The 21,335-nt window shown below is 45.5% G+C and carries 17 protein-coding genes; 3 read left to right on the top strand and 14 right to left on the bottom strand.

What is annotated here, in order from left to right:
* The first annotated feature begins 288 nt into the window (after positions 1-288).
* Positions 289-1,314, top strand: coding sequence for a branched-chain amino acid aminotransferase (locus ACI3EW_RS12740; protein WP_118530528.1), 1,026 nt, complete (start codon positions 289-291; stop codon positions 1,312-1,314).
* 261 nt (positions 1,315-1,575) lie between these two features.
* On the opposite strand, the gene ACI3EW_RS12745 is transcribed toward ACI3EW_RS12740, so the two are convergent.
* From ACI3EW_RS12745 to ACI3EW_RS12770, 6 genes are all read right to left on the bottom strand, one after another.
* Entirely contained in the window at positions 1,576-2,652 is a 1,077-nt protein-coding gene (locus tag ACI3EW_RS12745; RefSeq protein WP_405581777.1) for a DnaJ C-terminal domain-containing protein, read from the bottom strand.
* 183 nt (positions 2,653-2,835) lie between these two features.
* Positions 2,836-3,558, bottom strand: a complete 723-nt coding sequence (locus ACI3EW_RS12750) for a LytR/AlgR family response regulator transcription factor (RefSeq protein WP_405581774.1) — start codon at positions 3,556-3,558, stop codon at positions 2,836-2,838.
* 80 nt (positions 3,559-3,638) lie between these two features.
* Positions 3,639-5,402: a LytS/YhcK type 5TM receptor domain-containing protein gene (locus ACI3EW_RS12755; RefSeq protein WP_405581771.1), complete on the bottom strand. Its 1,764-nt coding sequence runs from the start codon at positions 5,400-5,402 to the stop codon at positions 3,639-3,641.
* 237 nt (positions 5,403-5,639) lie between these two features.
* On the bottom strand, positions 5,640-7,640 hold the full coding sequence (locus tag ACI3EW_RS12760; RefSeq protein WP_405581768.1) for a TRAP transporter permease: 2,001 nt from the start codon (positions 7,638-7,640) through the stop codon (positions 5,640-5,642).
* A 62-nt stretch (positions 7,641-7,702) separates the two neighbouring features.
* Positions 7,703-8,194 (bottom strand): DUF1850 domain-containing protein, encoded by a 492-nt coding sequence (locus ACI3EW_RS12765; RefSeq protein WP_117567550.1) that lies wholly within the window; start codon positions 8,192-8,194, stop codon positions 7,703-7,705.
* A complete protein-coding gene (locus ACI3EW_RS12770; protein ID WP_243016000.1) occupies positions 8,175-9,257 on the bottom strand; it encodes a TAXI family TRAP transporter solute-binding subunit in 1,083 nt (360 codons plus the stop codon). The genes ACI3EW_RS12765 and ACI3EW_RS12770 overlap by 20 nt, the downstream gene beginning before the upstream one ends.
* Before the next feature lie 531 nt (positions 9,258-9,788).
* Between ACI3EW_RS12770 and aroD the strand changes: the two genes are divergently transcribed.
* Positions 9,789-10,544 carry a type I 3-dehydroquinate dehydratase gene (aroD, locus tag ACI3EW_RS12775; RefSeq protein WP_405581764.1) on the top strand — a complete coding sequence of 252 codons (756 nt, stop codon included), beginning with the start codon at positions 9,789-9,791 and terminating at the stop codon, positions 10,542-10,544.
* A 328-nt stretch (positions 10,545-10,872) separates the two neighbouring features.
* Here aroD and ACI3EW_RS12780 read toward each other — a convergent pair whose 3' ends face one another.
* Positions 10,873-11,520, bottom strand: a complete 648-nt coding sequence (locus ACI3EW_RS12780) for a thiamine pyrophosphate-dependent enzyme (protein ID WP_405581761.1) — start codon at positions 11,518-11,520, stop codon at positions 10,873-10,875.
* Positions 11,521-11,809: 289 nt separating this feature from the next.
* Between ACI3EW_RS12780 and ACI3EW_RS12785 the strand changes: the two genes are divergently transcribed.
* Positions 11,810-12,325 (top strand): DUF1003 domain-containing protein, encoded by a 516-nt coding sequence (locus tag ACI3EW_RS12785; RefSeq protein WP_405581759.1) that lies wholly within the window; start codon positions 11,810-11,812, stop codon positions 12,323-12,325.
* A 173-nt stretch (positions 12,326-12,498) separates the two neighbouring features.
* Here ACI3EW_RS12785 and ACI3EW_RS12790 read toward each other — a convergent pair whose 3' ends face one another.
* The 7 genes from ACI3EW_RS12790 to recN form a co-directional block, all read right to left on the bottom strand.
* Positions 12,499-13,794, bottom strand: a complete 1,296-nt coding sequence (locus ACI3EW_RS12790; protein WP_405581756.1) for a TRAP transporter large permease — start codon at positions 13,792-13,794, stop codon at positions 12,499-12,501.
* 1 nt (position 13,795) lies between these two features.
* Positions 13,796-14,293 carry a TRAP transporter small permease gene (locus ACI3EW_RS12795; protein ID WP_405581753.1) on the bottom strand — a complete coding sequence of 166 codons (498 nt, stop codon included), beginning with the start codon at positions 14,291-14,293 and terminating at the stop codon, positions 13,796-13,798.
* Positions 14,294-14,309: 16 nt separating this feature from the next.
* A complete protein-coding gene (locus tag ACI3EW_RS12800) occupies positions 14,310-15,329 on the bottom strand; it encodes a TRAP transporter substrate-binding protein (protein WP_405581750.1) in 1,020 nt (339 codons plus the stop codon).
* A gap of 44 nt (positions 15,330-15,373) precedes the next feature.
* A complete protein-coding gene (locus ACI3EW_RS12805; RefSeq protein ID WP_405581787.1) occupies positions 15,374-16,585 on the bottom strand; it encodes an enolase C-terminal domain-like protein in 1,212 nt (403 codons plus the stop codon).
* 52 nt (positions 16,586-16,637) lie between these two features.
* Positions 16,638-17,402: a FadR/GntR family transcriptional regulator gene (locus tag ACI3EW_RS12810; RefSeq protein WP_405581747.1), complete on the bottom strand. Its 765-nt coding sequence runs from the start codon at positions 17,400-17,402 to the stop codon at positions 16,638-16,640.
* A 489-nt stretch (positions 17,403-17,891) separates the two neighbouring features.
* Positions 17,892-19,169: a SpoIVB peptidase gene (gene spoIVB, locus ACI3EW_RS12815; RefSeq protein ID WP_405581744.1), complete on the bottom strand. Its 1,278-nt coding sequence runs from the start codon at positions 19,167-19,169 to the stop codon at positions 17,892-17,894.
* Positions 19,170-19,395: 226 nt separating this feature from the next.
* The gene (recN, locus tag ACI3EW_RS12820) at positions 19,396-21,087 is read right to left on the bottom strand and encodes a DNA repair protein RecN (protein ID WP_405581741.1); all 1,692 of its coding nucleotides are present in this window, start codon (positions 21,085-21,087) and stop codon (positions 19,396-19,398) included.
* Between the last annotated feature and the right edge of the window lie 248 nt (positions 21,088-21,335).

A 21,335-nucleotide genomic window follows, 5' to 3' on the forward strand; every position in this document is an offset into this window, starting at 1 on the left:
TCACTCACTCTTATGGCAGGCGCCTGGCCTCTGCGGACATGCTGAATAAATCTGCGGAATATTCTTTATTCCTTAAGGTTATATTGTAGCATTATTTCTCCCATTTTCCCATATTTTTTTCATCTTTTTACCATAAAGAACTTGCAGGATAAATCTTAAGTATTTATAATAGAATACACGGTAACTGTTCATTACATCGAAACAGTACCGCAGTAAAAAGACATTACCGCCCGACCCCGGCGGCAAAAAATACAATGCCGGTCTGACGGCAGAATGGAGGAATTTCCAATGGCAAAGAAAGAGATCGACTGGTCCAATATCGGATTCGGTTACATCAAAACTGATTACAGATATGTATCCAACTTCAAAGATGGTTCCTGGGATGAGGGAACTCTTACAACTGATGATATGATCACCTTAAACGAGTGTGCATGTGTATTCCAGTATGCACAGACCTGCTTCGAGGGCTTAAAGGCATACACAACGGAGGACGGCCACATCGTAACCTTCCGCCCGGACTTAAACGCTGAGCGTATGATGAACTCTGCAGCAAGACTTGAGATGCCGCAGTTCCCGAAGGAGCGCTTCATTGACGCGATCACAAAGGTTGTCGCAGCAAATGCAGACTATGTTCCGCCGTATGGTTCCGGCGCAACTCTTTATATCCGTCCGTATATGTTCGGTACAAACCCGGTAATCGGTGTAAAACCGGCAACCGAGTATCAGTTCCGTGCTTTCTGTACACCGGTCGGTCCGTACTTCAAGGGCGGCGCTAAGCCGATCACGATCCGCGTTTCAGACTTTGACCGTGCAGCACCTCACGGAACAGGTCACGTAAAAGCTGGTTTAAACTATGCGATGAGCTTACATGCAATCGTTGATGCTCACAACCAGGGCTTTGCTGAGAATATGTATCTCGACGCTGCTACAAGAACATATGTTGAGGAGACAGGCGGAGCAAACTTCATCTTCGTTACAAAAGACGGCACAGTCGTAACACCGAAGTCCAACTCTATCCTTCCGTCCATCACACGCCGCTCCATCCTTTACGTTGCTGAGCACTATCTCGGCTTAAAGGCTGAGGAGCGTCCGGTTCCGTTCTCTGAGGTTAAAGACTTCGCCGAGTGCGGTCTCTGCGGTACCGCTGCTGTTATCTCTCCGGTCGGCAAGATCGTAGACCACGGCAACGAGATCTGCTTCCCGAGCGGAATGGAGAAGATGGGTCCGGTGATCCAGAAGCTCTACGACACATTAACAGGCATCCAGATGGGCCACATCGAGGCACCGGAAGGCTGGATCCATGTGATCAAATAATTAACCGTGTGAATTGTATCAGAGCAGGATTCCTTTGGGGGAGTCCTGCTTCTTTTTTCTTTAGCAATGATTCGCATGGGAAGAGAATTCCATTTAAGCGATGATACTATTCTGGAACAAATATGTAAAAATTTTGATCTGGATCAGATCACTGCGAGAGAATACATTGATTCTTTTGGGAAATAATTATCCATATTCATCAAAAAGATCCGGGAGACCATCCATGCATGATGGAATCCCGGATCTTTTATTTTTCTTTATTTATGCCGCATGGAATCTCCCATCCCGCCTGCAGATCTCCTCAAACTCCTTAAGCTTCTGCTTTGCCTCCGGACTTAAGTCATCCGGAACCTGGATCCTTACGACGGCGTACTGGTCGCCGTGGATGGACGGATCTTTTAAGGAAACGATACCTTTGCCGCGGAGACGGATCTTTGTGCCGGAGTGGGTTCCGGCTTTGATCTTGCAGACCACATCTCCATATAACGTGTGGACAAGAGTCTCACCGCCGAAGACGGCCGTGGTGAACGGAACTTCCACATCGCTGTAGACGTCCATGCCTTTTCTCGTCCAGCCCGCCTTTTCGCCGACTGTGATCTTAAGAAGCAGATCACCTGCGGCACCACCGCCGGTTCCCGGCATTCCTTTGCCTGCAAGACGGATGCTCTTTCCGGTCTCGATACCTGCCGGGATCTTAACCTTCAACGTCTGCGGCCTGCTGCCCGGCTGGTTCGGATTCTGGATCGTGATGGTCTTTTCGCAGCCATGAACGGCCTCATCGAAGGTTATCTGGACCTCCGCATTCAGATCGCTGCCGCGGTCAGAAAATCCAGAACCGGAAAATCCATTTCCGCCGCCAAAGCCATGGAAGCCGGAACCGCCAAATCCAGCGCTGCCAGTTCTTCCTTTGCCGCCAAACATATTTCCAAACAGATCGCCGAAGATATCATCCCCGTCACCGCCCTCAAAATGGAACTCATGATACGTTCCATCCCCGGAGCGGAAGGATCCGGACCGGTATGCTCCGCCGGCACCGTTTCCGAAGCCGCCGAATCCGCCAAAACCACCGGCACCTGCTCCGGCGCCCTGTCCGTAACCTGCCGTCTCATCAAAAGCAGCATGTCCAAACTGGTCATAAAGCTTCTTCTTCTTCGGATCACTCAAAACGTCGTAAGCCTCATTTACATCCTTAAACATCTGCTCCGCCGTCTTATCGCCAGGATTGGAGTCTGGATGATACTTCTTTGCCAATTTTCTATATGCACGTTTAATTGCCGCAGCATCCGCGTCTCTCGAGATGCCCAGCACATCATAATAATCTCTCTTTGTCGATGACATATTCACCACCTCGCTGTTCTATATGTAATGTAACACATCAAATATTCAATGTCAAGGGAGGTATGTGAATTTTTTGTGATATTTAAAGATCCCGCCGAAACCTTCCTCCGTACAATATCTGTACGTTCTGGCTTTTGGCGGGATCTTTATTTTTCAATATTTGCTTTACTGTTCTGATTATTCCTACTTTTCAAAAATCTGCCGGAATTCCTTTACCTGGGTCCGTCCGATGGGCAGTGCCTCAGCATCATAAAATTTCATTTTTACACAGTACCCGTTATTGTAGCTCACCTGCATCTCCTTCACATAATCCAGATTGATCAGGTAGCTCTTGTGGATCCGGAAGAACCGGCTCTTTTTCAGGTGAGTCTCATAATTGTTCAGTGACTCGTTCTGCAGATAGAAGGATCCGTCCCTCATATGGATCTTGCAGGAACGCTTTTCCGTCTCAATGAATACGATATCTGCCACATCAACGACCTGAAAGCTGGAGCCCGTGTTCACCATGATCTTTCCGATTTCATATCCGGGACCGGCGGCCTTTTCCTTTATGTGTTCATGAACCCGCTCCATCGCCCGTTTGACGCGTTCATAGTCAAAGGGTTTTAAGAGATAATCCACCGCCCCGATCTCAAAGGCCTTTACCGCGTATTCCTGGAACGCAGTGGCAAAGATGATCAGCGTGTCCGGCTGCTTTCTCTTTATCATGGATGCCAGCGTAGTGCCGTTCATGCCGCCCAGATTGATATCCACAAAACACACATCAAAGGTCTCATTCTCCAGCATTGCAAGAAATTCTTCGCTCCCGTCGGCCTCCGCGATCTCCGCATCCGGCTCACACTGCTCCACCAGATATTTAAGTTCGCTTCTTGCCGGGCGCTCATCGTCAACTACTGCTATTCTCATACCTCATGCCTCCCTTGTTCTGTCAAAAACGCCGCTGTTCCAAACAGCAGGCTGCTGTCATCTGTTCTTTCAGAAGATCGTCAGCCTGGCGTTTTCTCCTGCTGCGCGCTTCCAGCCGCGCTGTCCGGAATGTTCATCCGCACGTCCGTCCCTTCTTCACTTGTCACGATCTGGAGTCCGTAGGACTTTCCGTATAAGGAGATCAGTCTCTGCTGCACGTTCATCATTCCGATTCCTGTATGTTCCACTTTTTCCCCGCCGTACAGGCTCTGGACGATCCGGTAGTCCATTCCCGGTCCGTTGTCGATCACGTCGATCCTCGTGGACCGTTCCTCCCGTTTTACGTTTACGATGACCTTTCCGACTCCTTTTTCCCTCTGCATTGCCCCGTGATGGACCGCATTCTCCACGATGGGCTGTAAGATCAGGTTCGGCACGCAGCTTCGCAGCGCCTCCGGATCCGCATTGATCTCGATCGAGAGACGTTTTTCAAACCGCGCCTCCTCAAGCATCGTATAGGCTTTTACATGCTCTAACTCCGTGTCCAGCGTTACCATATAATCGGTATCCTCCAGCATGCTGCGGAAATAGGAGCTCAGTGCCAGCAAGAGCTCCCTCGCCTTCTCCGGCTTTTCCCGGCAGAAGTAGGAGATCGTATTTAAAGAATTGAACAGGAAGTGCGGATTGATCTGGGACTGCAGGGTCCGAAGCTCCGCTTTTCTCAGCTCTTCCTTCTGTTTCTCCATCTCCGAGAGCTTGATCTGCATCGCGAAGTGATTCGCCAGTCCCGTGACAAATTCAATATCCGCCCGATAGGAATAGGCATTTTTCTTCACCAGCATCACAAGCGCCAGAACCTTTCCTTCATCGAGGAGAATCGGTGCGGAGATGATCACATTCTCCTTATAAAGAGGATAAAATCCGTCCTCCGGTAAAGGCACGCGGCTGATCCTCGTCGTCTTGAAGGTCTTTGTCGCGGATAAAAGTCTCGGATAATTGTTCTCTGTGAGAACGATACTGGAAAATGCCCCGCTCCTTGCCAGAAATTTCATGTCATCGATCAGTGCCGCACCCTGACAGTGGTACTCTTCCATAATAATGTCGATGATCTTTCCCGCCGTCTTCCGGTCATTCTCCACAGAGCCAAGATACGGGGTACACCGCTCGGCGGTTCTCATTGCGAGGGAGACCTTGGACGCAACCTTCAAGTCCTCCGTGTTGAAGATCGATTTAAAAACATTAAAGAAGATCACCATGCCGACGGAATTGATGATCACCATCGGAACGATCACGATCTTTACGATCTCAACGGCCGCATCAAACGGTCGGGTGAGCAGCAGGATCAGAACAATATGGATCATCTCGGAAATGAACGTGACTCCCAGCAGAAATGTATTCGAGTTCTGGCGGTTTTCCTTCTTCTTCCAGCCGATAAAGGAACCGATGATCCCGTGGATGATCGCGGAGAGCACACAGGCCACCGTGGAGATCCTTTCTGGAAAGATCAGATACCGATGGGCCGCCGCGATCACTGTCGTGATAAAGCCGGAGACAGGACCGCCAAGAAATCCGGCGGACAGAACACCGATCACCCGGGCATTCGGCAGCGCCCCTGTCACCTGGATCCCGATGTAATCAGAGATGATGCAGAAGACGCCGAAGATCACGCCGAGAAGCACCTTTTCCCAGATCCTCTGCCAGACACTCTCCCCTCTTCCTTCCTCACTTCCGCCCTCTTCATTTAAGAGAAGTCTCTGGACAAAGTCCATCTTCGTCATCATGAAGGCGAGCACTACCAATAGGCAGATGTTAAAGCAGATACTGTAAATAACATCAAGCAGCATGTTGTTTCCTCCTGTCTCTGACGATCCCTGTTTTTCTATATCTGTCCGCAGTTGTTATTGCAATCTGCGCAAAACCTCCATTTCGGAATGTCTGCGCTTCCATCTGCGCATGGCATGGATCACAACTGTCTGACGCCTGACCTGGCGTATTCTAACAGACACATATAGAAAAACAGGGACCGCCGCAGTAAATTATCTGCAGCAGTCCCTGTGTGTTCACCGGTTATCTATGAAGGTCTACGCTGCCGCCGGTGCACTCTTCTTTGCAGCTGCTTTCTGGAATACGAATACAACTGCACAGATCACGATACCTGCGATATCTGTCACAAGACCGCTGTCGATCAGGAGATAAGCGCCAATGATGCTGGCAATTCTCAATACGATGTTGACCTTTGTGAACAGGAAACCTTCGACTGCTGTACTGATTAAGAATACACCAACTGCAGCAGTTACTGCAACCTGAATCGCTTTTGCAAGCGGAGTATCAAGCAGCAGAAGGTCTGTATTGTATACAAACATGTACGGAAGAATGAATCCTGCAAGCGCAAGCTTTACGGATGCCCATCCTGTCTTCATCGGACTTCCGCCTGCGATACCTGCTGCCGCAAAGGCTGCAAGGGCAACCGGCGGTGTCAGGTTTGCGAACATTGCGAAGTAGAAACAGAACATGTGGGCAACCAGGGCCGGGATACCAAGCTGTACCAGAGCCGGAGCTGCGATCGTGGAGGTAATGATATAGGACGGGATACTCGGAAGACCCATACCTAAGATCATGCAGGTGATCATTGTGAATACCAGTGTGAACATCAGGCTCTTTCCGCCGATGCTGATGATGGTATTTGCCATATTCAGGGCGAAACCTGTGATTGAGCAGGAACCAACGATGATACCAACGCAGGCGCAGGCGATCGCTACGGATACGGTAGACTTCGCGCTCGCTACCATCGCATCAAGAATATCCTGGAAGGTCATTCTCGTATTCTTTCTGCACTGCGCCACGATGATCGTGAATACGATCGTATAGAACGCAGCCATGATAACCGTCTTTCCGGAGAAGAACAGCATGTAAACGAGGAAGATGATCGGGAGTGCCAGATGACCGTACTCCTTCATGACCTGGGACATCTTCGGAAGCTGATCCTTCGGGGTTCCCTGCATTCCCATCTTCTCAGCCCTCATCTGGATCTGGAACAGGATGCCCATGTAGTAGATGACTGCCGGGATAATCGCGGATAAAAGAAGTTCGTTGTACTTCATGCCAAGAGTATCTGCCATGATAAATGCGGCAGCACCCATAACCGGCGGCATCAGCTGTCCGCCGACAGAACCGGTCGCAACAACGGCGCCTGCGAATTCGTCGTCATAGCCGGATTTTTTCATAAGCGGGATCGTGAAGGAACCGGTCGTAACAACGACGGCTACGGCTGCACCGTTGATCATTCCGAGAAGACCGGAAGCAACGACTGCTACCTTTGCCGGGCCGCCCTTTGTGCCGCCCGCGATGGCGTTCGCGAAGTCGTTGAAGAACTGACCCATGCCACACTTGTTCATGACTTCACCGAAGGCGATAAAGAGGAAGATGTAGGTGGACGCGACGTTGACCGACGATCCGTAAATACCTTCCGTGTTCGAGAAGAAGTGGCTCATTAACTTCTGCCATGTATATCCTCTGTGGAGGAAGATGCCCGGGACATCGATCGGGATGAGTCCCTGCTTCGTGCCCATTAAGCTGTAGATCATAAAGATAATGGAGATGATCGGGAGAGCCATGCCGCAGACACGTCTCGTTGCCTCCAGAACGACCAGGGTTAACAGGGTACCGATCACGACATCCATCATGTCCGGCTTTCCGGCACGGTTGATGATGTTTACATAATCTACGCACATATAGATCGGAACTGCGGCTGACAATGCGATAAATACATAATCATACCATGCGATCACTTTGCGGCTCGCTTTTTTCGTAGCCGGATAAAGCATGAAGGCAAGAATCAGGATCATGCCGACATGGATGGAACGATGTTTTAATGTTTCCGGCATGTAAAGACCGGATGCGAAAACCAGATGATATAAGGTAACGATGATCGCGAATACCCGGTAAGCTTTCTTTAATACCGGGGACCCGAACTTTCTCGTCTTGCTCTCTTTATCAAACTGCTCGAGGAGTTTCTGTTTTTCTTCCTCGCTCATCTCTGCTTCCGCTGTACTGGGGACGATGTTTTTCTCTTTTTCGCTCATACAGATTTCCCTTCCTTCGTTGTCAGAGTTGTTGTCGGTGTTTCTTCAGCAGTTTCCTTTTCTTATTTTTCAAAACCATTCCGGATCCTCAGCACCATTTTTACGTGATGCGGCATGTCAGAACCCTGAATCAGGAGCTCGCCATTCACCTTGATGTTCTTCAGGGCTGTCTGGGAATTGATCCAGTTGAACTGCGGAAAGACGCTTTCGATCTCATCCATGTAGACGAGTCCGTCTTCGTAGCGGTATTTGCAGTCCATCTCTGCCGGAATTCCGGCACCGAAGCCCGCGACCGCGATGGTGTGGAGAATGAAGCTTCCGTCTTTCTGTATCTCGTAATACTCGTACCACGGAATATGCTCAAAGGAATGTTCCCACTGGAAGGAAAGCTCGTCACCGGTCTTTACCGGAATCTCCCGGTAAACATTTCCGGTTTCAAGCTCTTCGATCACCAGAATTTTTTTCTGCTGCCGTGCGAACACGGCAGCAGAGATTGCTGTGATTACCAGAAGAACCGGAATCAGGATTTTTAATTTAGTTCTCAGGAGTCTCATAACCGTGATCCTGCCACCACTTCGCAGCACCGTCATGAAGCGGGATCTTTACATCGTCAACACCGAAGGAAACATCGATGTTCTTGTCTGCTGTGTTGTGGGATGCCTTGATGGTAGCGATTCCATCGTCGGAGAAGATACAGTCAAGCATATCGTAGACCATGTCATCGGATACGTCCTTATTTACAAGCATGATATTGTAAACGAATACGCTCTCCACGTCCTCTTTGTTGTTGTATGTATTGGCCGGGATCGTGCTTGCGGAGAAGAACGGATACTTCTCGATCAGGTTGTCTCTGCCTTCGCCGTCGATTGGAACAATCACCATATCGTAGCTGAATGCCAGCTCGCTGACGGTTGCGTTCGGAAGACCGGAGGTAACGAATGCCGCGTCGCACTGACCGTTTTTCATCTGGTCGATCGCTTCACCGTAGGATAAGTAGTCAACATCACTATCCTCATATGTCATGCCGTATGCTTCATAGATCATTCTCGCATTTAACTCAACACCGGAGTTCGGAGCACCGATACCGACTCTCTTGCCCTTTAAGTCCTCAACGCTCTTGATGCCTGTGCTTGCCACGGTTACGAGCTGTACGTAGTTCGGCCAGAGTCTCATCATGGCTCTCAGATCCGGCTCTGCCTTCTCAAACGCACCAAAGCCCTCATAAGCCTGTACGACGGAGTCCTGCATTGCGATCGCAAGCTCTGCCTCACCGTTTAAGATCAGGTTGATGTTCTCAACGGAAGCGCCGGTTGCCTGTGCGGATGTCTTATATCCTGCATTTCCTAATGCGGTTGCAAATGCGCCGCCGATCGGGTAGTAGATACCACTCGTAGGACCGGTTGCGACTGTGACAAACTCTTTCGCCCTGTCAATGCTCACGGACGTGCTGCCTGCCTCTGCGCTGGAACCATCCGCCGCTTTCTCAGTTACGGCTGCCGCTGTTGTGTCAGCAGCTGCTGTTGTAGATGTACTGCCGGAGCTGCTGCCGCATCCTGCAAGAGCTGCTGTCATTGTAAGTGCCATAGCTGCTGCTGTGATTCTTTTCACTAATCTCATACTGTTTACCTCTCCTTCTTTTTGTTTACCCGTAACGATCCGGTCCCACCCGGATCATTACATACCCACTTTTCAAATGCTTCATATTCTTTATAAATATTTCACATTTCATGTCTAAATTTTAACGTAAACGTAACCCTGATACAATGGGGTTCGTGCAAACTGCACAAAATCGTGTATGAATGGTAAAAATTGATGTGTGAAATGCAGGAATAAGACTGTTTTCCTGTGAATCTATATGATATTATTTTAACAATCCTTTGTGCGCCTTTGCGATTGATCGATGAATTCGCTTGACCGGCAGGAATTGATCGTTCCCGTTAATATATCGCTTTAAATTTTTAAACTTTAACGCGCGTAAGTGTTGACTTTTTTCTCTCCTGTCTTTATACTATGGACATAGCTGATCACGCTTCGCAGGCTTTGCCGATTTGGAATGCAAAGCACCGGCATTCTTTCTGCGAGATGCGCGTTATATAATGCATGACCGGATATTACATCAATCATATAGAAACAGGGGAGTAACCGCTTATGGGAGCAATTGTAAAAGTAAGAAATGTAAAATTGGGAGACGGAATGCCGAAGATCTGCATTCCGGTTACGGATACAAATCTTGATGACCTGAAAAAATCTGTAAATCTGATCCGGAATACTCCGTTCGACCTGATCGAATGGCGCGCGGACTTCTACACCGGTATGGAAGATCCCGAAGTCCGGATCAAGGCAATGACTTTATTTCGAAATGCTTTAGGGAATATTCCGGTGCTCTTCACGATCCGTACCAGCGTGGAAGGCGGAATGATGGAGATTGATACGGAGACCTACACAAAGACGATCCTCGCTGTGATCGACAGCGGTCTCATCGACCTCGTTGACGTGGAACTCTCCCGCGGGGAAGAGACGATGAAAACGATCGTTGCGGCAGCCCACCGGGTCGGTGTGAAGGTCGTCGCTTCCCGCCACGACTTTACCGCAACGCCGGATAAGAACATCATCATAAGCAACCTCTGCCTGATGCAGTCCCTGGGCGCTGATATCGTGAAATTCGCAGTGATGCCGCAGTGTGAGCGGGATGTCCTGACACTGCTTGATGCCACACTGACCATGAAGGAGGAGCACAGTGATACCCCGGTGATCACCATGTCCATGAGCCCCACCGGCGTCATCAGCCGTATCTGCGGTCAGCTCGTCGGCTCCTGCGTGACCTTCGGAACCGCCGGAAAAGCATCTGCGCCGGGACAGATTCCGGCAAACCTGTTAAGCACGTTCTTAAAGACTCTGGCGTAAGGTCAGCAGTCCGCGACCTTATCCCTTGATTTTTCGCAGCCTGTATCTATTCCAGTTACTGTTTGCGCAATACGTGAACAGCAACCTATTCCACTGGACACAGGCTGTTTTTTTATGCTTATAATATTAAACGAAAAACTCCCTCTCACCGGATCATGGCACATCCGGCGATTGGGAGTTTTTCTCAGATTTTTTAAATGGGGTTATTTATCTATAGGTGGGTACTCAACTATGAGGATGAAATTTTTCTGTCCCGTCTTCCGCGCATTTCTTTGCGCAACTGGACATTTGTCATAACCGTAACTGTGAGGGTATCAACAGTTGCCGATTATTTCGTATTGTGGGACTTGGAGTGGCTCGGAGCAACGTAGCGTCCGTTCTCTTTCCGTACCAGCTTACCTTCTTTTACAAGCCCGTTCGGGCTGTAGATATCGTTGATGTTCCAGCATCCCGGTGTCGGAACGACGATGTTCTCCATCGGTGCCTCTACGAGGAACGGTCTGCCCTCTTTGTTTGTCTGAAGCGCTTTCTCAAGAGCTCCCTTGAACTCTTCCGCGGACTGCACACAGATGGATTCCATTCCATAAGCCTGTGCAACGGCTGACCATCTTGGTGTATAGGAATCTCCGTTCGGTGTGTGGAATACCGTGCCGAATTTATGATGATAGTTTGCGTTCTCAAGACCGGCAATGGTTCCGAAGGCGGAGTTGTTCATAACGACCCATGTACACGGGATTCCATCCTGAACGGCTGTCGCAAGGCAGGAAGGCTGTACGCCGAATCCGCCGTCACCTGTCAGTGTCAGGCAGATCTTATCCGGAACACCGAGCTTTCCGCCAAGGACTGCGGATGCGCCAAAGCCCATATTCGCGAGACCGGAGGTATGGTGGATCGTTCCCGGTACAGTGATATCAAACTGCTGGGCAACACCATTCTTGTTCCAGCCTACGTCTGTAAAGATATAAGCATGTATCAACGACCGTGGTCGATGAGCTGGAACGAGTATTAAAACCAGGTGGATATTGGTTTATTAAGATGAATCCTTACTATTCCAAAGAAGAGCTGGAAAGCTTTGGCTATAGAAATGCAGGTCATAACATTTATGAAGAAGACCATGTTATGAAATTGTGACAGGCAACAACCACTTATTGGAAAAACAAATTTGCCCGCTTTGGAAAAGAACTTATTTATCTGGAATTTGAATATCCGTGGCAAGAAGGTATGAACCGTCTGTTTGTCTATCGCAAAGAGGAGGAGGAACTGTTATGAAAGAAAACAGAAAGCTTTTAAAAGAAGTGCTCAAAGACATCCGACACGATATGACCGACGATGAAGTACTAAATCTGCTGGCGGACAGTAAGATTTCTGTTAACCCTGAAAGCGCAAAGGAAAAATATACACTTGGTCAGCGCGCAGCGGATACCATTGCAAAATTCGCCGGCAGCTGGGCATTCATCTTTTGCTTTACGGGTATACTCATTCTCTGGATGGTCATCAATACTGTTTTGGCATCTAAAGCATTTGATCCCTACCCGTTTATTTTACTGAATCTGGTACTTTCCTGTGTAGCAGCAATTCAGGCACCGCTTATCATGATGAGTCAGAACCGTCAGGAGGAAAAGGATCGCCGAAGAGCTGAAAACGATTACAAGGTCAATTTGAAAACCGAGATCATGATTGAGGATCTGTACGATAAGGTCAATGCAATTCTTGCAAAACAATCTATACTTGAAAAACATCTGCAAATAGAAAATAAGAAGGATTTTAAAAAGCCGCAATAAGGAGTGTGAACAGATCTACATACCATCCCAGGTAGAATATACGAACATATAGATAATTCCAGCTTAATTTACTCTAAAATAAGTCAACCGATAAAAAATCAAGTCCAGACAACTGCAACCTGTTGTCTGGACTCTCCTAAAAGACAAACTATGGGATTTGTCTTTTGAGGGCATTAAATTGTCATTCCAAGTATTTTGGGAAGTGTAATACTGATGGCTGGTACATATGCTACTACCAAAGTTACGATGAACATTAAAGCAATATATGGCATCAATTTTTTTGTCGTTGGACCAATAGATTTCTCACCCGCAATCTGGCTGGCTATATACAATGTTCCAGCAAATGGTGGGGTAACCATTCCCACTGCAATGTTCATGATCATAAATACACCAACTGCAACTGTACTCATCCCTAGAGATTTTGTAATTGGTATAATAATCGGGCACGTAAGAAGTATGATCGATGTTGGATCAATTACACATCCTAACGCAAACAGTAATATATTAATAATTGTTAAAATTGCAAATTTACTACTAAAACCGGCCAAAACAGCTGCTGAAATTCTCTGTGCTAATCCACTGCTAGATACAAACCAAGCCATAGCAGTTGCTAAGCAGACAATTGTAAGCATAGAACTTATCCTAATACTGATCTCACACATGCTTTTCCAAATCTGTTTCCATGTCAATGTTCTATAAATCAAACAACCAACTACCAAAGAATATACGCATGCTACAGCTGCAGCCTCCGTTGGAGTAAAGAATCCACCATAAATTCCACCTAAAATTATCACCGGCATTCCCAGCGCAAATATTGCTTCCCAAAATGTCGCTATTGCTTCTTTAAAAGATAATTTTTCGACAGAGCTAATTTCTGTTTTCCCATAGCGGAATGCATGCATGAAGCAAAAACATATTGCCATAAGAATTCCCGGAATTACTCCTCCCATAAACAATGAGCCAACCGAAACAGATGCCGTCGTTGCAAACACAACCATCGGAATGCTAGGTGGAATTATAATTCCTAAGGAAGCTGACGAAGCGTTAATTGCTGCTGCATCTTCGCCTTTGTATCCTACCTCTTTCATTGACTCAGTCATGATTCCACCAATTGCAGCTGCTGTTGCAGGCGCTGAACCAGAAATTGCTCCAAAAAAGGCGCTCGAAATAGTTGTTATACACGCAGATGCAGCTGGCAACTTTCTGAAACACATTCTCATAAATTTGACTAATCTTTTCGAAATTCCGCTAATTTCCATTAGTTCACCAGATAAAGTAAACAACGGCAATGCCAATAGTGGAAAACTGTCAAGAGACGTAAACATTTTTTGTGTAATCGCTGGAAGAGCATTCACGTCTCCAGCTGTTAACATACCTAAAATTGTTGCCAAACCTACTGCTACAGCAATGGGGGTTCCAAAAACCAAGAAGAAAACAAGCGTCCCAAATAACACAATCCCAAAGAACATGCTAATTCCCTCCTGTTTCCATTTTTTTATGAATTTCTGACATTTGCTTCCAAAAAAGTGCTATATAATGTAACAGAAGCAGAATGCAGCCAATCGGTACACAACTATACATAAACCACATTGGTAGTTTTAGAGAGGGACTAGTCTGTCCCATCTGCATTTGACGCATCATTAAATCCCATCCATAAATAACTGCAAAAATACAAAATAACACAACTAAGCTCAGACGAATGATTGCAAAAATTCTTTGTCCTCTTAATGAGAGTTTCTCACTGACAATGTCGATGCTAAACATTTGACCTCGATATGCACTAAGACCTGCCAAGAGAAAAACTGACCAAATCAAGCAATATCTAGAAGCCTCATCACTCCATGCCATATTATACAATTTTGTATATCGTCCAATCGTAGCAAAAAATACCAGACACAGCATTAGAAGTAGCAATCCGCCGCCTATCCATTTTTCTATCTGAAAAATCCATTTGTTTAAACGCTTCATATACTCGCCTCCCACTTTATTGCCCGCGAAGCGCATTTACAAATTCCATGTTAAGCTTATTCTCATAATCATCCACAACAAATTTACAAGCTTCTGCCCATTCATTCATATCTACTTCCGTTACAGTTCCTCCATTTTCAATCCAATCTTCATAAGAAGCCTCCTCTTCTTCCAAAACAAGTTTCCGTTCATAATCTCTTGCTTCAGCATCAGCTTCCAAAATCCACTGCTGATATTCATCTGGCAGCTTATCAAAGAAATTGCGATTGATCATACTTACTGTTGCGCTATATACATGATGAGTTTTGGTACAATTTTTATCTGCTTCATAGTATTTTCCTGTAACAGTAGGACCAATTGGATTGTCATGTCCATCAATTGTTCCCTGCTGTAAAGCTGTAAAAACTTCACCTATTGACATCGGAGTTGCGTAAGCACCTAATCCATTAAAGAGCGAAATATATACGTCGTTTTCCATGACTCGAATTTTAAGTCCTTTTAGATCTTCCGGATGCTTAATAATTTTTTTTGTGTTATAAAGATCTCTGAAACCTAATTCCCAAAAGCTTATTGCATAAATTCCAGAATTTTCCAAACTGTCTAATACTTCACGTCCCATCTCACTATCCAACACTTGATATGCAGTTTCACGATCCGTTACAACATATGGAAGATCTAATGCCATAAATTTATCTGAAAAATTAGCAATCGGTCCTGTTGCAATATTACACATTTCAAATGTGCCAAGCCCTACTCCTTCAATTGTCTCTCTGTCACCACCAAGTACGCCTCCAGCGCATAACTCTACTTGAATCTTCCCATCACTTTTCTCATCTAATAGCTTGCCGAAGTATTCAACCCCCTGTCCAAGAGCAGAATCTGCAGTTGCTCCAATACCAACTCGCAATTTCACAGTTTCTCCATTATTTGTTTCTTCTTTTACGGCAGATGCAGTTGTTTCTTCTGTATTTTTTCCACAACCTGCTGTAATTAATGCAATTGTTAATAAAGCTGCTACTGTAATTTTCTTCTTCATGCGGTACCTCCTCCAAAATTTTATGATTCAATTGTATTTCTTACTTACGGAGTAAAAAGACTTCCATCTGTATGGCGAAACTGAGTCCATTCTACAATACCATCCTGATGTGGATATTTTTTTGCATTTACTTCATTAAATTCTATTCCGAATCCTGGCTTATCATTTACATATGCATAACCATTTTTTACCTTCGGTATTCCTTCAAATACTTCATGCACAGAATCTGCAAATTCTGACCATTCCTGGATTCCAAAATTAGGACTAACCAAATCCATATGCATCTGAGCAACATGTCCAACTGGATTCATATCTGTCGGACCATGCCAAGCAGTACGAACACCAAAAGCTTCGCTAAAATGAGCAAGTTTTATTGCAGGTGTGAACCCACCAATCATACTAAAATGCACTCTAATAAAATCGATCAAATGCTCAGAAATTAAACGTTTCCACTCTAAAGGATTCGTACACAGTTCACCATGAGCAATTGGTGTTGTGCATACATTTTTAATTATTTTATAATAATCACTATATTCCGGAGATAATAAATCCTCCAAAAAGAATAATTTCATCGGTTCCAATTCCTTTGCAAGACTAATTGCATCTGATACCGGAATGCGTTCATGTACATCATGAATTAGTTCTGGTTCAAATCCCAATTTGCTTCTTGCGTCTCCAAACAGTCCTATTATTTCTTGTATATAAGCGTGCGGATCCTGATAAAATCCCTTTTTGGCTCCATCAGGTCTCCAATCACGCTGACACTGTGAATATCCTTGCATTGGAAAATACTGTAATCTAATATAATGAAATCCCTCTTCTATTCGTTTTGACGCTTTTTCTAGAATATCATCTCTGCTTTCACCATTCGCATAGCAATATAGAGCCACTGCTTCACGGGACTTTCCTCCAATCAAATCATATACCGGAAGATTTGCAATTTTTCCTTTAATATCCCATAATGCCATATCTACTCCACTTACAGCATTATTTACCACCGGGCCATTTCTCCAGTATCCATTGTTATTCATCAAATTCCAAAGTTCCTGAGTTTCCATAACATTTCTACCCAAAATCAATGGCTTTATATATTCTTCGATGACCGTGACAACCGCTTTACATCTTTGAGTATAAGTTGCACATCCCAAGCCATAGAGCCCCGGCTGATTTGTATCAACGCGCACAACAATCAGATTAATTCCATCTGGACATGTGATATAAGTATTGATATTCGTAATTTTAATCAATTTAACCACCTCTTTAATTATATTTATTATTATGCGTGTATCTATGGCCACTCGAACCGCACTAATAATCTGCTAATTGTTTTTCATTTTCTTGGTGTTTTTGGAAAAAATATTCGATTCTTTCCTTGTTTCTCTGTAGGAACTTATTCTGTTCCTCCATAGCATCTCCTCGTTTTTCAAACAATGCATCTAATAATTTTTTATGACCTAATAAGCATTCATCAAAATGCATTTTAACTTTAACAGTGTCTGGGTAATCCCTCATCAACAGTTTATTTGTCTCAAGAAGTACTCGATAATATTCTTCTTGAAAGATTCTCATTATTTGTACAAAATGTGTATTATTACTAGCTACAATTATCGCAGTATGAAACATCATATCATATTGAGTTAGTTTTTTATAATCTAATTGACTCGCTGCTTCTTCCATGCCACGATATGCAGTAAAAATCGCTTCGCAATCTCCCACCATTCCATTCTCGACAATATTTTGAACTGCCGTTTTTTCAATTGCCTCTCTCAATTGACAAATTTCCTTATATTCTTTTGCTGTCAGATTGATTGTATCTGAAAAGCCCGTATAGTCAAACAAATCTTCATTCGGACACACAAATGTCCCTTTACCATGCTTTGATTCCACTAATCCAATAGAACGAAGTCGTTGTAATGCAGCTCGAATCGTTACGCGACTCACATTAAGTTCTTTACTTAATTCATTTTCTGTTGGAAGTTTATCTCCACTCTTCCAAACACCTGCCTTTATATTGTCCAACAATTGTTTATAGACAATATCATCTCTCCTTGTATTCGCAATTGGTTGCATCATTGCTCCTCCTCATTAGATTCTCCCCGCCCCATATACGTCAAGAATCCGTAAAAATTACTTGATATTCGTTGTATGTTGTCTGTTGTAATACAACAATAACTCGTCATCTCTTTTTTGTCAATTCTATTTTTATTTTTCAGCATTTTACCGATTTATATTATGCATAATTCACAAAATCTGTCTGCATGTTAGGATTTATGTAGCTCAGTATGCGCTATTGTGCTTTGGAATGTTTTAAAAAATTCGATTTCCGAAGCAAAGCAATCGCCTATATATACCTGATTTCCCCTATGTACTCATAATAAGTGTGACAATTGTTTTGATGAATGGCAGGTTCCCAAATGAAAAACATGATTAAAGAAAAATAGTAAATCTGCTCTTAGCATGTTAACAGTAACTGTTGTATATAAAATAAATAAGGATGAACAGTAAAAAATAGCAGAACAGCTTATGAGAGATCTCATGCTGTCTGCTATTTTTTGCCGTGACTCATCGTCCCAACATATTTTCGATAAAGATCCCATACCCCCTCGTCGGATCGTTGATAAACACATGGGTCACAGCCCCGATAAGTTTTCCGTCCTGGATAATTGGTGAACCGCTCATACCTTGAACAATGCCGCTTGTCAAATTTAAAAGTTCCTCATCTACAACACGGAGAACCAGGCCTTTATTTTTCTGAATGCTGCCGTAATCCACCTTCTGAATTTCGATCTCATAATCTTTTACTTCCCCGGACACATTGCTTCGGATGTACGCAGTTCCCTTGTGAGTATCCTGCCGGAAGCCGACGGGAATCGCATCGGTTTTTATTGAATCCAGAAAATGCTGGTTTACGGTTCCGTATATTCCTTCTGTCGTATTCTCCTTCACTTCCCCCAGTTTTGTTCCTTTTCCGTAATAGATTACTCCCGACATGACTCCCGGCTTTCCGGTCTGGCCTTTTTCGATCCCGAGGATCTGGGTCTCATAGAGTTCCCCACCTTCAATATCCACCAGTTCCCCGGTATCACTGTCACTGATTCCATGCCCAAGAGCACCAAAATTTCCGTTCATATCCACATAAGTCATGGTTCCGATTCCCTGAGTATCATCCCTGACCCAGGCACCAAGCTTATAGCTTCCGTCTTCCGCAAGAACCGGTGTCATATCGACCTCAATCCTGCGACCATCACGCCGGATTCCGAGCGCCAGCGTCTTTCCGTCTGACGCGCTCACCGCGTCCACCAGATCATTTTTATCTTCCAGATCTTCTCCGTCCACCGTCTGGATATAGTCTCCGGACTTTAAGAGCCCGTAAGCAGGTTCCACAACGTTTCCCGTATCATTTGTGATCTGCCCTGTCCCGATCACCATAACGCCCTTTGATTTTAAATAGATTCCCACCGGCATTCCACAGGGGATCGCATAAGATCCATCCACCACCTCCACCTGAATGTCTTTCATCCGAATAAGTCCCAGAAACTTCATTCCGACCCGGTAGCTTCCCTCATTTTTCCCATACATAGAGACTGCATCCGGGCGTTCGATCCGGATCATTCCTTGCGGGATTTCTGAAGCATTCTTCAGGACAACCTCCTCGCTGTCACTCTCAAAGGTCACTCCGGGAGGAAGAGCGAAATGAAAGACTTCTTCCTCATTGACCACCAGATTCAGCCGATCCGGCACTGCATACCGGATATAGACCCAGGAAAATCCGATTGTAAAGACGAGAGAAATCCAGAATATCCGGATCAGGATCCGTCGAAACGATTCTTTTTTCATCATGGCAGCTCCTCCTTTATTCGTTCTTTATCTGCAACGCCGCTGTCGCGCCTGCACTGCAGTTTTCCGAAGCTGCCGCTTCCCTTTTATCGTTTCCACTTTGTCAGACAGTCATTCCCAGCCGTCACAGAAACTGTTATAAAAAAAGGAGAGGCAGCTTTTTTGCTCCTCTCCTATTATGTGATGCTTTCTTATTTTCACCCTGTCAGTTTTTTCTCATTCTGCCGATTCATCCCGCTGTTTGAAGTACAGCTCTGTGATTCTTCGTCTCCTCTGCCAGACGTTTCATCTCCTCGGCATTTTCCCGTACTTTTTCCGTAATCTCAGCTCCGCCTAAGAGTCTTGCGAGTTCATCCACCTCATCCTTCTCTGTTAGTTTTCTGATTTTCGTCGCAGTCACACCATTCTCCACAGATTTTTTTATTTCAAAGTGCGTATCCGCCATTGCCGCGATCTGCGGAAGGTGGGTAATGCAGAGTACCTGATGCTTTTTTCCGATATAGGACAGGCGCTCCGATACCTTCTGGGCAGTCCGTCCACTGATACCCGTATCGATCTCATCGAAGATCAGAGTTGGAATATCGTCCGTGTCCGCAAGGACCGTCTTGATCGCCAGCATAATTCTTGAAAGTTCACCGCCGGAAGCAACTTCCCCCAGCGGCCTTGGCGGAATACTTCCCGGATTTGTGGAGATCAAAAATTCCACCTCGTCGGAGCCGGCTGCCGTAAAGTGATCGGTCCGGTGTACATCTACCCGAAATTCCACATGAAGAAAGTTCAGATCCTCAAGCTCCTCCGTGATCCGGTTCTCCAGAATCTTTGCTGCTTTTTCTCTCTCCTTCGAGAGCCGTCCGCAGAGAAGTCCCAGAACCCGCTTCTGCTCCTCAAACTCGGCTTTTGCGGTAAACGCCAGTTCCTCATAGTTTTCCAGTTCCTCAAGTCGTTTTTTCTTTTCTTCCAGACTCTTTAAGACAGCTTCCTCGCTGTTTCCGTATTTTGCCATAATTCCACGGACAAGATCCAGACGTTCTTCCGTCTTTTTAAAATCTTCCCCTGAAAACTCCATCTCATCCATATAGTCTGAGATCGACCTGCAGATATCCGATAAAATACTTTCCGCGTCAGAAAGCCCCGCAGCGATCCCGGACAGTCTTTCATCGTAGGATGCCACACTTTCCATCTCACGGTACGCACGCCCGATCGCGTCCCCATCTACCGCCTGATAAGCTCCCTGTAAGCTTTCCATAATTTTTTGACTATGGGAAAATTTACGGAATTTCGCCGCAAGTTCTTCCTCTTCGCCCGGTTTTAATGCAGAATCCTCAATCTCATCGATCTCGAATCTCACGAAATCAAGTTCCCGCTTCCGGCTTTCCTCATCCAGAGAGAATCCGTCAAGCTTTCCCTTTAATTCCAGATATCTCCGGTAACTCTCTGCCACATTTCTTTTTAAGCTTCCTGTCTCTCTCCAGGAATATTCATCAAGAATCTCCAGATGTTTCTGCTTATGAAGGAGAGACTGATGTTCATGCTGTCCATGGATATCGAGAAGCTTTCCGGTCACGGCTTTTAAGCGCGCCGTCGTCACTGTCTCGTCATTGATCCGGCTGATGCTTCTCGTCTGGGTGATCTTTTTTGAGATGATCAAAAGACCATCTTCATCCGGATACACATCCATTTTCTTTAATTCTTCCCGTTTTTTCTCGTCATCAACCGAAAAAATAAGCTCAATATACGCATACTCTTCCCCACATCTGATCATATCCCTTGACGCTTTCGCGCCCAGCGCCAGGGCAACAGAGCCAATGATAATCGACTTTCCAGCTCCGGTCTCACCGGTCAGGATATTTAAACCGTTTCCAAACTCCACGTCAGCCTGCTCAATCAGAGCAAGATTTTTTACATGTAAACCAACAAGCATCCTGTTCCCTCGCTTTCCCTCTATGAAAATAAAACATTTGTTCGATTTTGTAAAACGAGTATAGCACACATACATTCGATTGTCCAGTATTTTTCGAACAGTTGTTCTCTTTTTTCTGTTCTGTTTCCTAAAAAAATCCCTGCATAGCAAAACAAGGTAATTATCCCGTTTCTGCTCCGCAGGGCTCAATATTTCTGCAATATTCTGCCTTAAACCAAAAGGTCCAAAGCCTATTTTCCTCCGTAACT

The organism is Pilosibacter rotomagensis (assembly GCF_045062245.2).
Taxonomy (GTDB): Bacteria; Bacillota; Clostridia; order Lachnospirales; family Lachnospiraceae; genus Pilosibacter.

Bases quoted from the DNA above. Each gene is read 5' to 3' on its own strand.
- ACI3EW_RS12770 (WP_243016000.1), bottom strand. From the start codon at position 9,257: ATGAGATTAGTGAAAAGAATCACAGCAGCAGCTATGGCACTTACAATG.
- ACI3EW_RS12810 (WP_405581747.1), bottom strand. From the start codon at position 17,402: ATGATGCAACCAATTGCGAATACAAGGAGAGATGATATTGTCTATAAA.
- ACI3EW_RS12795 (WP_405581753.1), bottom strand. From the start codon at position 14,293: ATGAAGCGTTTAAACAAATGGATTTTTCAGATAGAAAAATGGATAGGC.
- aroD (WP_405581764.1), top strand. From the start codon at position 9,789: ATGGGAGCAATTGTAAAAGTAAGAAATGTAAAATTGGGAGACGGAATG.
- ACI3EW_RS12790 (WP_405581756.1), bottom strand. From the start codon at position 13,794: ATGTTCTTTGGGATTGTGTTATTTGGGACGCTTGTTTTCTTCTTGGTT.
- ACI3EW_RS12800 (WP_405581750.1), bottom strand. From the start codon at position 15,329: ATGAAGAAGAAAATTACAGTAGCAGCTTTATTAACAATTGCATTAATT.
- ACI3EW_RS12785 (WP_405581759.1), top strand. From the start codon at position 11,810: ATGAAAGAAAACAGAAAGCTTTTAAAAGAAGTGCTCAAAGACATCCGA.
- ACI3EW_RS12755 (WP_405581771.1), bottom strand. From the start codon at position 5,402: ATGCTGCTTGATGTTATTTACAGTATCTGCTTTAACATCTGCCTATTG.
- ACI3EW_RS12750 (WP_405581774.1), bottom strand. From the start codon at position 3,558: ATGAGAATAGCAGTAGTTGACGATGAGCGCCCGGCAAGAAGCGAACTT.
- ACI3EW_RS12740 (WP_118530528.1), top strand. From the start codon at position 289: ATGGCAAAGAAAGAGATCGACTGGTCCAATATCGGATTCGGTTACATC.
- ACI3EW_RS12745 (WP_405581777.1), bottom strand. From the start codon at position 2,652: ATGTCATCGACAAAGAGAGATTATTATGATGTGCTGGGCATCTCGAGA.
- recN (WP_405581741.1), bottom strand. From the start codon at position 21,087: ATGCTTGTTGGTTTACATGTAAAAAATCTTGCTCTGATTGAGCAGGCT.
- spoIVB (WP_405581744.1), bottom strand. From the start codon at position 19,169: ATGATGAAAAAAGAATCGTTTCGACGGATCCTGATCCGGATATTCTGG.
- ACI3EW_RS12765 (WP_117567550.1), bottom strand. From the start codon at position 8,194: ATGAGACTCCTGAGAACTAAATTAAAAATCCTGATTCCGGTTCTTCTG.
- ACI3EW_RS12760 (WP_405581768.1), bottom strand. From the start codon at position 7,640: ATGAGCGAAAAAGAGAAAAACATCGTCCCCAGTACAGCGGAAGCAGAG.